The following is a 12839-nucleotide window of genomic DNA, read 5'->3' on the forward strand; positions in this document are numbered from 1 at the left end:
CATTTTTAACCGCTGCTCTCTTCTCCACTCCTGCTCAAACAAAAGTCGTCTGGCAACACCCCGGCCGCCGCTCTATGATTGCTGGACAACAATGATAACCAGCTCGAGTGGCACGCTATGGCAGATCCCATCAAGATTTACCCGCCAAAACCTTCCCACGTTTATTTTTACGCGACCTGCCTGATAGACATGTTCTACCCCGACGCCGGTATGGCCGGGATACAACTGCTCGAGCGCGAAGGTATCAAGGTCTGCTTTCCCGAAGACCAAACCTGTTGCGGCCAGCCGGCCTACACCTCTGGCTACCATGATGAGGCTCGAGCCGTTGCAAAGGCCCAGCTCGACCTGTTCCCGGAGGACTGGCCCATCGTTGTGCCCTCCGGCTCCTGTGGCGGAATGATGCGAAAGCATTACCCCAGCCTGTTCAAGCACACCCGCCAGGAAGCCAAAGCCATCGACATTGCCGCGCGAACCTGGGAGCTGACGGATTTTCTTCTGAACGTTTGCCATATAAAACTGGAAGACGTGGGTGAGCCCACCACGGTTGCAATGCACACTTCTTGCTCAGCTCGCAGGGAGATGGGCGTTGCGGAAGTTGGCCCCCGGCTCATTGGTCAACTCAACAATGTCAGCCTGGTTGAACAAACCCGGGCGGAAGAGTGTTGTGGCTTTGGTGGCACGTTTGCCGTGCGCCACCCAGAGATTTCGGGGGCCATGGTCAGCGAAAAAGTAGACACTCTGACCGACACTGGCGCCGGTGAGTTTGTGACAACGGATTGCGGCTGCCTTATGAATATTGCCGGCTATGCAGAGAAGAATCGCAAACCCCTGGCTGGCCAGCACATCCTGAGCTTTCTCTGGGATCGCACTAACCCCGGTAAAGGGGGCGAGTCATGAGCTCTGAATCATCAGCAAACTCACACCACATTGATGTAAAAGAATTTCACCCCCGCGCCCAGGCTGCCATTGCTGATCCCAAACTACGCCAGAATTTCCGCAGGGCAATGGATGGGCTTATCAGCAAACGCAAAGACGCTTTTGAAGGCATGGATCTGGAAGCCTTAAGAGAACTGGGCGCCAACATCCGCCTGCGGGCACTGGCCAATTTGCCAGACTTGCTTGAACAGCTTGAGGCAAAGCTCACCGCAAACGGTATCAAGGTGCACTGGGCAATTGATGGCGATGAGGCTTGCCGGATCGTGCGGAATATTTGCGTGGCCAGAAATGCCAAAACGGTCATCAAAGGCAAATCCATGGTGTCTGAGGAAATGGAGCTGAACCATTACCTCGAAGAACACGGTATTGAGGCACTGGAATCCGATCTGGGCGAATACATCGTCCAGCTTGCCGGCGAGACACCGTCTCACATCATCATGCCCGCGATTCACAAGAATACCGGTGAAATTTCTGAGCTCATGCACGAGAAAACCGGCACTGATCTGTCCAGCGACGTGGAATACCTCACCGCCAGCGCCCGCCAGCAGTTACGTGAAAGATTCATGAATGCCGATGTGGGTGTTACGGGTGTGAACTTTGCGGTGGCTGAAACTGGCACGCTTTGCCTTGTGGAGAATGAAGGCAACGGCCGCATGACCACCACGGTGCCGCCCTGCCATATTGCGGTTACCGGTATAGAAAAGGTGGTGGGCAACCTGGAAGATGTGGTGCCACTTCTGGCCCTGCTTACCCGATCCGCCACCGGGCAGCACATCACTACCTACTTCAATATGATCTCTGGACCGCGCAAGCCTGAAGAACTTGACGGCCCGGAAGAGGTTCACCTGGTGTTGGTCGACAACGGCCGTTCGTCCATCTACCAGGATGACGAGCTGCTGGACACCCTGCGCTGCATTCGTTGCGGCGCCTGTATGAACCACTGCCCGGTCTATACCCGCGTGGGTGGCCACACTTATGGCACTACCTACCCCGGTCCCATCGGCAAAATCCTGATGCCCCATCTGATCGGGCTGGATGAAGGCCGCCACCTGCCAACAGCCTCAAGCCTGTGTGGTGCTTGTGGCGAGGTGTGCCCGGTTAAGATTCCGATTCCGGATTTGCTGGTACGCCTGCGCCAGGAATCTGTGGATGGCGACAAACTTAATCCTGCCAAAGTGCGAGGCCATGGGGCGAAACGTGGAACCCTGGAAGCACTGATCTGGAAAGGCTGGAGCTGGATGCACGCGCGGCCGGGCATTTACCGGTTTGGTACTGCAATGGCCGCCCGCCTGCGTAAGCTACAACCCGGGCAGCTTGGGGGCTGGACAAACTATCGAACGGCGCCAAAGCTAGCGAACAAAACACTCCATCAAAAAATGAAGGAGCGCGACCAATGAGCGCCCGGGACAGCATTTTGCAACGCCTGCGAAACCGAAGCGGTGACGAGTTAAGCGTGCCAGAGTGCGACTTTTCAGTATTGCAGCGCCCATCTTCATCCGTCGCTGACCGTGTTGATCAATTTGAGAAAACCATTGAATCTGTCCATGGGGAAGTCCATAGATGCACGGCGGACTCCTGGGTTGCACGGCTTTCCGAAATCCTTTCCGCGCGCGGAGCACGCAGTCTGCTGATTTCCAGAGAGCACCAAATTGGTCGCGCGCTGCGTGAATCCGGTCAGGATAATTTGCCAGAACTGCTGATCTATGACGAACCCATCGAAAGCTGGCAGCCTCACCTGTTCAACAACGTTGAAGCCAGCATCACCTCCACCCAGGGCGGCATAGCCGAAACAGGGTCACTGATCCTGTGGCCCACTCCAGACGAGCCTCGCCTGATGAGCCTTGTTCCGCCCATCCATATTGCGGTACTGGAAGCCTCAGAGCTCTACGCCACCTTTCACGAGGCTATGCAAGCACAGAACTGGGCATCTGGCATGCCGACAAACGCTTTGTTAGTCTCCGGGCCATCCAAAACCGCGGACATTGAGCAAACTCTCGCTTACGGTGTCCACGGCCCGAAAGAACTCATCGTACTGGTTATAGAATGATTCGAGGTGCTCTACTGATCGCCCTGGCCGCCCTGCTCTGGGCGACAACGGGAATAGTTGCAAAGTTTCTGTTTACCGAGACTGACCTGCAAGCTACCACTCTGGCCTTCCTCAGGCTGGCCGTTGCCCTCCCGTTTTTCTGGGTACTAATGCGCAGGGAACAACGACAACTTCAGAAAGCTGCTACCAATGCGCCAGGCAGCTCATTGCGGCAGCTAAGTTTACGATCTCTCGCGCCGCTTGCAGCGCTTGGCCTCTTCCAGGCCATCTATCAAGGCAGCTATCTGCTGGCCGTGGATCTGACCGGCGCGGGTATCGCCACATTGATCGCCCTGTGCTTGCCACCGGTGTTGGTCGCATTGCTTGCGGCGCCGCTACTGGGGGAAAAGCCAAGCCTGATAACTGTTCTGGCGCTGGTGACTGCCGTTATGGGCACCGCCATGTTGGTGTTCAGCGACATGGATACCAGCGGCACATTGCGCTTGGCCGGTATTCTCATGGCACTGCTGGCCGCGCTGGTTTACACGGGTTTCACCCTGACCAGTCGCTACAGCTCCACCGGCACACCGGTCTTTACCACGGCGTTCATTTGTTTTTTTACAGCCGCGCTCATCCTGCTTCCTGTGGTAGTGCTCACTGGCGGGTTTGAGGGGCTTGAAGAGCTAAAGATCAGGCACTGGCTGATGGTAGCCGTGATAGGCATTGTGCCCACCTGCATTGGCTATGTGAGCTTCTTTGCAGGCATGAAAACCACACCTGCAACGCTCTCCAGCATTATTGTTACGCTGGAACCACTGTTCGTTGCCTTGCTCGCCTGGATAATTTTGGGAGAGATTCTGGGGCCGGCGGGAATTGCGGGTGCATTCATACTCACTGCAGCGGTTGTTGTGGCCTCGCGTTATGGTGGAAAGCCCGGTGCCGCTCCTGCAAGCGGCACCGCAACGTCAAACTGATCAGCTATCCTTGCGCTGCTTCTCCAGCATATTAGGCTGCAGAATTTCAATCCAGTAGCCATCCGGATCCTTGATAAAGGCCAGGCCTTTCATCTTGCCATCGTCGGGCTTCTTGACGAACTCAACCCCCAACTTCTCGAAGCGATCGGCTGCCGCGTAGACATCTGGCACTGCGATACCGATATGGCCAAAACCCTGCGGCTGATCGTTGCCGTTGTGGTAGGCGAAGTCAGCGTCGTTTTCAGTTCCCCAGTTGTGGGTCAACTCCAGCATCGCCTCACGCCCGAACGTGTAGGTGGTTCGGTGCCCATCGTCTGCAGGCACATAGTTGGCTTGGCGGTCATCAAGGTAGGCGAGAAAATAGAGCGTAAACTTCATTTCCGGGAAATCAAGCTTACGCACCAACCGCATTCCCAGCACACGGGTATAGAAGTCCATTGAGCGCTCAGGGTCTTTAATGCGCAGCATAGTTTGGTTAAATACATAGCCTTCCGTTTCTGGAACCGGCTCTTCGTATAATCCGGGGGCTTGTTCAAAATGCTTGGGCATGGGGCTTCCCTTATTTGCTATCGAGAATTCAGGGTGTATATCTGCGTCCTCGTCTGCGCAATTTCAAGGGGTGGTCATCCCGCAACGCAGATCAAAGCGGCGCACAAGCTATGTTAAACTTGCGCCCACAACCTGTCCCGCTGGTTCCGTGCCTGTTCCTGGCCTGCCAGCTTTCAAAACGCATTCAGAGAACCTGTATGGATTTCAAGGTGCCTAATACCCTGGCAGAGCAGATCGCCAACTATCTGGCAGAGCGCATCATGACCGGGCAGATCCAGCCTGGTAAGCGTATCCAGGAGGCCACTCTGGCCACCGAACTCAAAGTGAGCCGCGCCTCGGTAAAAGAAGCGCTTTACACACTTGAGCGGTGGCATCTTGTGGAAATCACGCCAAGAAAAGGCGCATCTGCCTCAAAACTGGATGCCGAACATGCGTCTGAGTTGTACGACGTTTACATGCACCTGCTGATGATGCTGGCAGCTAAACTATGCGAACGTTGGCAGGAAAGCGACCGGGATCGAGTGATGGCCGTCGTTTCTCAGGCGGTAAAACAAATGCAGGCACCATCAGCAGATATTACAGCGGTGGTGGAGGCGAGTTTTGACGTGATGGAGGCCTGTTGCGAGCTGGTCGGAAATGCGTATCTCACTGAGGCGCTGTCTAACTTCAAACCTGCGGTCAGCCGCGCCTATTACCTGAGTGCGGATCGCTATCGCCACGGTCTGACCCAGACAAGCCAGTTCTTCACACGTCTCCCGCAGGCGGTTTTGGCGCGGGATGTGGAGAAGGCTCAAGCTCTGATTCGGGAGTTTGCGGAGCACCAAAAAGAAATGATTCAAAGGGCCCTGAGTTCCAGCTAGAGCCCGCACATCAGAAGGCAGGCCTATTCAAAACACGCTGTAAATACCTCCCTGTACGCTCGGCTCCGCCATCCATGGCTCCGCACGGTTTTGAATAGGCCTGCCTTCTGATGTGCTCGTGCTACTTACGGGGCCTCCAACTGTGACCAAGCGCACAGACATATCGCTGTTTCCTACTTATCGTAACAACATGTAACAAAACCTTATTCTCGCTGCATTGGTTACGCTGTCCCCTGCGGCCCGGGAGTCTGAGAAAGGCTCCCTGCTAACAAAAACAAAACATGAAGCCGGGGCCATCATGATTCATCCGTACACCTGTCGCCGCATCACGCGATCAACAGCGCTTTCATTCTGGGTGCTTGCACTGTCCCTGCCTGCTACTGCCATGGCCGAATTTCTGCCATTGGATGACAGCACACTATCGGGCGTATCAGGACAGGCAGGCATTACCATCGAGCTGGAAACCAAAATCAACATTGATCGCCTGTCGTGGACGGATGAGGGCACACTAAGTGTGAACAACATGCGGCTTTCCGGGCACAACGACAGCACATTGGATAACCTGAAGCTAACAGTGGATATTGCTGGCACAGGTGAAGTTCTTGAGCACGGTTTCTCAGAAATTGCGCGCCGGGCAAATGCCGGGCTCCTTAGTACCAGCGATCCCGATGTAGCCGATGCTCTGGCGAAATATTCTGTAAACGGTGAGTTCGGCAAGCAGTTCAATAGCGGCGATCTGGTTATTCACTTGGGTGCAACCAACTATGGCGCCGAAACCAGCTTGACCGACTACCTTCAAGCGATAGATTTTGAGCTCGCCGTAGGAAGCGTTACGACCACTGGCACAGAAGGCACTGCCACTCTGTTTTCTGATGTATTGCTGCAAGGCTACGTAGGCCCTACAGATCTGGTTATCCGAAACGATAGTGCTACAACACGCACCCTGGCCAATGGCAACCAGGTATCCGGAGCCGAATTGCAGCTGGATACCCATTTTGAAGTGACCAACGGCAGCCTGAACTGGGATGCTGCAGATTTAATCTTTGTGTTTAACTTTGCAGCCGTGAGAATTGAAGGCCTGCAAATTCATAACCGGCGCGGCAACGACACGCTGGGCCACTTCGGAATGGCCAGCGCAACGGCAAAAATCTCCCGAGGCACCAGCGCCGCTACTGGAAAAGAAGGCCTCTCGATTCACGACGTCGAATTCCGGGCTGATATCGACATGCCCATATTCAAAGTGGGCCAGGCCAGTATTGGCAGCGTTAGTTTCACCGATTTCGCCATTACAGATACCACCATGATGGTTTACGGTCACTAGAGTCTTGTAAACTGCCCGTCCATCTTTGACGGGCAGCCCATGAACGAACACATTAATACCAACGGTCAGCATCCAGCTTCTGCAAAACGCCTCGCACTGTTCAGCCTGCTCTTCATCGCGCTCACGGCGGCAGGGCTTTACGCCGTGTACGACCAGTTCGCAGGGCAGAGCATCAGTTTCGATACCCGGTTGATTGCACCACAAACCCTCACCGCTCTCACTGGGCTATTGCTGGTGTATTTCGTTTCTGATGGCTTACGTTTGCATTTCACGCTGCGTGCGCTCGGCCACCACTTATCCTTTCCCGTTATTTTCCGTCTGGTTTTTATCAATTTGTTCTTTTCCAACGTCACGCCTATGGCCACCGGTGGTGGTTTCGCTCAGATATGGTATCTGCACCGCCATGGGGTTCCGGTGGGCAGAGCCACGGCTGCAACCACCATCAGAACCGTGCTGGCGGTGCTTTTCATTTTCTCTCTAACGCCTGTCTTTCTGCTGACTCTGGATGCGTTTAATGGTCAGAGCATCACCGGCGATCTGGGCCTGGCATTAGCAATATTCATCCTTATATATCTGGGCTTTTTCGTCATTCTGCTGTTCCGAACACGCTGGCTTATTGGGCCGCTCAGCGGGCTACTCAGGATTCTTAATCGCTGGAAACTCATAACCGACACCCGCCATATGCACTGGCAGTTCAAGGCTAAGCGAGAGATGCTGCGCTTTTCCCACAGCTTTGGGGACTACCTGCAGGGTAGGCCGCTTTTTGTAGTGCTTTCCGTTCTATTTACTGCCGTATTCCTGCTGAGCCTTTTCAGCTTCCCTGCCCTGCTGATTCATAGCCTGGGTTACGATGTTGACTATCTGATGTCGCTGGGGCTACTGGTTGTGACAACGTTTATAATGTATTTCTCACCAACCCCGGGCGCATCGGGCATTTCAGAAGGTGTCTTCGGAAGTTTCTTCAGCGGCATTCTCTCAGGAAACCATTTGATTCTGGTTATTGTGAGTTGGCGCCTGCTAACTATCTATCTCGGCATGTTCATTGGCCTGGGCGTGCTGCAAAAAGAACTCATTAAACGCCGCAGGAAATCCGGATAATGTTTCGAAACCCACTCAAGTTACTATTCTATCTCTGCCTGCTGACCGTCATTCTGCTCTTGGGTTACAAAACCTACCTGAACGTATTTCTGGAAGATTTTGCGGGCGTGCATACTACCCAGGTGGAGCAGATTCAGCGCAAAGTCCCAACCGACCAAGCCTTCAGTTTTGCCGTGCTGGGAAACATCAACAATTCTGTTGGAGTTTTCGAAGATCGCATTATTCCGGAGCTAAACACCTCGGGAACGGACTTTCTGGTTTCTGCCGGCAACGCAGTGAGCGGCGGCGGCGAGGACAAGTATCGCGCCCTCTATGGAAGTCTCAGCCATCTCGACATTCCTTACCTCCTCACATTCGGCGCCCATGAATTCGAAAACTTTGGCAGCTTCCGTTTTTACGACCACTTTGGCCCGCACTTCTATAGCATTCAGGCGGGCAACAGCCGGCTTATCTTTCTCGACAGTACTGGAAAAACACCCTGGGAATGGCAGGTGCGTTGGCTGGAAGACCTCCTGAGCCAAGACACTTCAAAGGCACGAATCCTGTTTATTGGCCACCCGCTATTAAAGCCCGAAGAAGATGCCTTGCTCGATCAGCCCGAAGATTATCTTGAGCCGCCGGAGTTTAGGGATGCACTCCTGAAGATGGTTGAAAAACACAACATTAAATTCGTGTTCTCCTCCAACCTATCGCTGTATTCTGAAAAACAGCTGGGCAACACGCTGTTCGTCACCACGGGGGGAGCCGGCGGCTTAATACTGAACAACGACACCAGTTTTTACCACTACGTGCGTGTCAGCGTCAGCCCTGAGGGCGAAGTCAGCCACACGCTCCGGAAACTGGAAGTTGGCCAGCACCCTATACTCAAACAGCTCGAAAGCCTCTGGTTCTTCGTGTATTCACTGTTCTATGCCGGTTACCTAAATTTCATCCTTACTGTGGCAGTGCTTACCGCCATCACTATCAAACTCTACGCCGTGATTTTCATCGGTAAGGACTACTACCCCGACTACAACCTGGACCCCACGCCCTGGCTGGACAAACCATTAAGGGTGGCCATGTTCACCAATAACTATCTACCCTTCATCGGCGGCGTGCCCATTTCCATTGCACGACTAAAAAAGGGGCTGGAGGAGCTTGGCGACAAGCTTCTGGTCGTCGCACCGCGTTACAAAGATCAACCAGAAATTGAGGAACATGCACTGCGAGTGCCCTCATTGCTTGCCATGGGGGAGAAGCGGGAGTTCCGCCTGGCCAACATATTTCTTGGTCGTATCCGTAAACGTGTGCGCGCCTTTCATCCAGATATAATCCACCTGCACCACCCTTTCTGGCTGGGCTCGCTCGGGCTGTTCATGGCGCGCCGCCTTAAAGTGCCGGCCATTTATACCTACCACACCCGGCTTGAGCACTACGCCCACTTCGTACCCTTGCCGGGGCTTATTTTCCGCAACCTGATATCCCACGCGCTTATCAAACGCTTCGCCAACAAATGCGATGGCGTTATCGTACCCACCTATTCCACTGAGGAATATCTGCGAATGATTGGGGTGAAAACACCCACCTTTGTGCAACCTACGGGCATTGAGTACACGCGATTTCAAGCGGTAACGGATGAGGAAATTGCAGAACTCCGACAGGCTCTGAACCTTACGAACGAAACGGTTTTCATCAGCGTGTCGCGTTTATCGAACGAGAAGAACATCGATTTCATGATCGAAGCCATCGGCAGGCTGCGCCGGGAGTCGACCAAACCCTTTCACTTTCTGATGATCGGCGAAGGCCATCAGAAAGAGCGACTGCAAAACAAAATTCAAGAACTGGGACTTGAAGATCAGATCACATTGGTTGGTGCTGTGCCGCCGGAAAAAATGGCAACGTGGTATCGCTTGGGTGACGCCTTTTTGTTTGCCTCCAAATCTGAAACTCAAGGCATGGTCATTCTGGAGGCTATGGCTGCCGGTTTGCCTGTGGTTGCGGTGCGCTCCAGTGGTATCGACGACGTTGTGCGACACGGTATAAATGGCTTCAAAACTCCTGAAAGGCAAGATCTATGGTGTGCTCAGGTAAAACAATTGCTGGAGGATGAGGAATTGAGAAACACACTTTCAGCACACGCCCTGGCATTTTCGCAAGACTTTTCCGTTGAACAATTTGCCTCGAATGTTCGCGAGATCTACGCTACCACTTTAGCAGTCAGCGAGAAGCGTCAACTAAAACGGAGAAATGCATGAGCGGCATTCCTGTAGGTATCAGCACGTGCCTGTTGGGCAAAGAAGTCCGTCACGATGGCGGCCACAAACATTCCCGCTATTGCACTGAGGTGCTGTCACGGCATTTTGATTTCCGTCCGATTTGTCCTGAACTGGAGGCTGGCCTGGGTGTCCCCCGCCCCGCCATTCATCTGCGCGAATACCCGGAAGGCATGCGCCTGACAGAATCCAAAGGCACTGCTGACCACACCGATGCCATGCAGGACTTCACCAGCGGGATCATGCCCGAATTGGCCGATTTGCGCGGTTACATCCTAATGGCCAAATCCCCAAGCTGCGGCATGGCACGCATCAAAGTTCACAACCCGGAAGGGCAGGTAATGCGACGTGACGGGCAAGGGATGTTTGCTGAGGCACTGATGCGCGCTTACCCGCTGATGCCGGTTGAAGAAGAAGGCAGGCTGAACGATGACGCGCTGCGGGAAAACTTCATTGAACGGGTATTTGCCTATGACGACTGGATGCAAAATGTTGCCGGCGAAAACCTCACCGCAAAAGCGCTGATTGAGTTCCATACCCGTCACAAATTTCAACTACTGGCACACTCAGAGAAAATTTACCGGCAACTTGGCCCTATGCTGAGCGACCTTAAATCAGAAGCCTTGGAGTCTGTTGCCAGCCGCTACATTGAAGGCTTCATGGAGGGCATGACAAAACAGGTAAGCAGGGGCTCACATACAAACGTAATGCAGCACCTGATGGGCTATCTGAGGGATGCGATGAAAGGTGAGGACCGTAAGGTCCTGATAGAGCAAATTGAAGCCTATGGGCGCGGCGAGGTACCCCTCATTGTGCCCATGACATTGTTGAGAATGGCGCAACGCAGGGAACCGGCTGATTACCTGCAGCTACAGCAGTACCTAAGCCCCTACCCGGATGAGCTGGGGCTCAGAAACAAGGTGTAGCTGTGGCCGGCCAGCCTCAGAAACCGTATAGCAAGGTGATCGCCGTTTCGGTATCTGTGGACTCTACACCCGCAGGCGCGTCGGAAACGTGCTTCAACCGATAGGCTGCCTTCATTGACAAGTTGCCGATTAGGTTGGCCTTGATGGCAGTTTCTGATTGGCTGATCACGTTGTTCTCATCGAGTCCGATTTCCGTGCTCAGCTTTTGGTGAAACAGAGCATTCTCTGAGAGAGCGTAGTTGAATTGAGCCGCCAGTCTCGCAATGGCCTCTTTCTCGACGTCTTCGCCGTCGGCGTTCAATACTTCCAGCTTGTTATATCGGTAACCAGCACCGGCCGAGAGATCGAGGAACGAGCGTTCCCCTCGCTGCCAAACACGGTTTCCATAACCGGTGGTAGCCGTGGATTCAAAGTCATACCCTGAAAAGCGGTCTTTCTCGTATGTGCCGCGCAGAAACCAATACTGGCTTTCATCAAACTTGTAGTTGGTTTCCAAGGCTGCCTTATACTTCTCGGCTGTGGTTTGATCGGCACCTGTGGTTTCGTTTTGGGATTCAGAGTAGTTAGAACTGAAATCAGCAATGTTGCGCCAGTCTATTACCTCATGCACGAGCCCCAGGCGCCCGTTTATGTTGGTTTCTTCAGTATTACCAGAAGTCATAAGCACACCGAGTTCTGCCTCGCCTTCCCAGTTTTTGGCATCCTGGCCGTAGGCCAGTGGCGCAGCTGTGATGGCAATAACGGCAACGGTTTTCTTAAAACTCATGAAAGCTCCTTGAATAGTCAATTCAGGCGCATGAACAAATATTAAGGAGCGGGGGCGTTTGGACGCTCACCTTTCAAGCTTTTTTCGGCCTGGCGCTCCCGTTCTGACTTCTTGCGCGCTTTGCGTTCGGCAATTACCCGAGCGGCGTCACCACCCACATGTGCCTCTCCCCGAGCTTCGGCAAGTCGCATCTGAAGCTCTCGCTCCGCGAAGCGTGCCTTCTGCTCGTCACTCAGGGAATCAATACACCTGTGGCAGCTCACGCCTTGTGCATAGCTCGGGTGCTCTTTATCAGCCTCGGTAATCGGCCGACGGCAGGCATGACACTGGTCATAACCGCCGCGCTCCAAACGATGATTGACCGTCACCCGGTCGTCAAATACAAAACATTCACCTTTCCAGAGGCTCTGCTCTTCCGGCACATCTTCCAGATACTTTAAAATGCCGCCTTTAAGGTGATAAACCTCTTCAAAACCCTGCTCTCTCAGGTAAGCCGTAGACTTTTCACAACGAATGCCACCGGTGCAGAACATGGCCACTTTTTTATGCTTTGCCGGGTCGAGGTTTTGCTTTACGTATTCGGGGAACTCGCGAAAGGTGTCCGTGGCGGGATTGATGGCGTGCTCGAAAGTACCAATTTCCACTTCGTACTGGTTGCGGGTGTCTACAAGAAGCACATCCGGGTCTGAAATCAACGCGTTCCATTCAGCCGGCTCCACGTAGGTGCCCACAATGCGCTTCGGGTCGATGCCATCAACGCCCATGGTGACAATCTCTTTTTTGAGTTTCACTTTGGTACGTTTGAAGGGCTGAATATCTACGTAGGACTCTTTGTAATCAACACCGTCAAAGCGCTCATCTGTGTTCAGCCAGGCTTGCACAGCATCAATCCCACTCCGGCTTCCGGCGATGGTGCCATTAATACCTTCACGGGCCAGCAACAGAGTGCCATGCACACCGTTAGCTTGCATGATATCCAGCAGTGGGTGGCGAAGGGTTTTGTAATCATTCAGAACGGCGAACTTATAGAGCGCGCACACAACAACGTTGTTGCTCATGGGGAGTCTCCTGCAGGCCGGATCGTAAATCCGGAGCATCAATGTATTTATCTGGAAGGTTCAAGCCAGAGAG

General features: G+C 53.6%; 12 protein-coding genes. 9 read left to right on the top strand and 3 right to left on the bottom strand.

From position 1 onward, the window contains the following. The first annotated feature begins 117 nt into the window (after positions 1–117). From Q0824_RS06760 to Q0824_RS06775, 4 genes are read left to right on the top strand one after another with little or no spacing between them, the layout of a single operon-like run. Positions 118–897, top strand: a complete 780-nt coding sequence (locus Q0824_RS06760) for a (Fe-S)-binding protein (RefSeq protein ID WP_298448716.1) — start codon at positions 118–120, stop codon at positions 895–897. Beyond that, entirely contained in the window at positions 894–2333 is a 1440-nt protein-coding gene (locus tag Q0824_RS06765; RefSeq protein WP_298448718.1) for a LutB/LldF family L-lactate oxidation iron-sulfur protein, read from the top strand. The genes Q0824_RS06760 and Q0824_RS06765 overlap by 4 nt, the downstream gene beginning before the upstream one ends. Further along, positions 2330–2983: a lactate utilization protein gene (locus tag Q0824_RS06770; RefSeq protein ID WP_298448720.1), complete on the top strand. Its 654-nt coding sequence runs from the start codon at positions 2330–2332 to the stop codon at positions 2981–2983. Before Q0824_RS06765 ends, Q0824_RS06770 begins: the two co-directional genes overlap by 4 nt. Further along, on the top strand, positions 2980–3936 hold the full coding sequence (locus tag Q0824_RS06775; protein WP_298448721.1) for a DMT family transporter: 957 nt from the start codon (positions 2980–2982) through the stop codon (positions 3934–3936). The genes Q0824_RS06770 and Q0824_RS06775 overlap by 4 nt, the downstream gene beginning before the upstream one ends. On the opposite strand, the gene gloA is transcribed toward Q0824_RS06775, so the two are convergent. Beyond that, a complete protein-coding gene (gloA, locus tag Q0824_RS06780; RefSeq protein WP_298448722.1) occupies positions 3937–4485 on the bottom strand; it encodes a lactoylglutathione lyase in 549 nt (182 codons plus the stop codon). It lies immediately after the preceding gene. 197 nt (positions 4486–4682) lie between these two features. On the opposite strand from gloA, the gene Q0824_RS06785 reads away from it, so the two are divergent. The 5 genes from Q0824_RS06785 to Q0824_RS06805 all read left to right on the top strand — a co-directional run bounded on the left by Q0824_RS06785 (position 4683) and on the right by Q0824_RS06805 (position 10942). After that, positions 4683–5345, top strand: coding sequence for a GntR family transcriptional regulator (locus Q0824_RS06785; RefSeq protein WP_298448723.1), 663 nt, complete (start codon positions 4683–4685; stop codon positions 5343–5345). A 298-nt stretch (positions 5346–5643) separates the two neighbouring features. Then, positions 5644–6666, top strand: a complete 1023-nt coding sequence (locus Q0824_RS06790) for a DUF6160 family protein (protein ID WP_298448725.1) — start codon at positions 5644–5646, stop codon at positions 6664–6666. A gap of 39 nt (positions 6667–6705) precedes the next feature. Further along, positions 6706–7764 carry a lysylphosphatidylglycerol synthase transmembrane domain-containing protein gene (locus Q0824_RS06795; RefSeq protein WP_298448726.1) on the top strand — a complete coding sequence of 353 codons (1059 nt, stop codon included), beginning with the start codon at positions 6706–6708 and terminating at the stop codon, positions 7762–7764. Next, a complete protein-coding gene (locus Q0824_RS06800) occupies positions 7761–9998 on the top strand; it encodes a glycosyltransferase (protein ID WP_298449553.1) in 2238 nt (745 codons plus the stop codon). The genes Q0824_RS06795 and Q0824_RS06800 overlap by 4 nt, the downstream gene beginning before the upstream one ends. Continuing rightward, positions 9995–10942, top strand: a complete 948-nt coding sequence (locus Q0824_RS06805; RefSeq protein WP_298448728.1) for a DUF523 and DUF1722 domain-containing protein — start codon at positions 9995–9997, stop codon at positions 10940–10942. Before Q0824_RS06800 ends, Q0824_RS06805 begins: the two co-directional genes overlap by 4 nt. Before the next feature lie 16 nt (positions 10943–10958). Here the strand turns inward: Q0824_RS06805 and Q0824_RS06810 are convergent, their stop codons facing one another. Next, positions 10959–11708, bottom strand: a complete 750-nt coding sequence (locus Q0824_RS06810) for a DUF481 domain-containing protein (RefSeq protein ID WP_298448730.1) — start codon at positions 11706–11708, stop codon at positions 10959–10961. Positions 11709–11749: 41 nt separating this feature from the next. Next, on the bottom strand, positions 11750–12766 hold the full coding sequence (locus Q0824_RS06815) for a rhodanese-related sulfurtransferase (protein ID WP_298448732.1): 1017 nt from the start codon (positions 12764–12766) through the stop codon (positions 11750–11752). Positions 12767–12839 lie beyond the last annotated feature (73 nt).

It is taken from the genome of uncultured Marinobacter sp. (assembly GCF_947488835.1).
In the GTDB taxonomy this organism is placed as follows: Bacteria; Pseudomonadota; Gammaproteobacteria; order Pseudomonadales; family Oleiphilaceae; genus Marinobacter.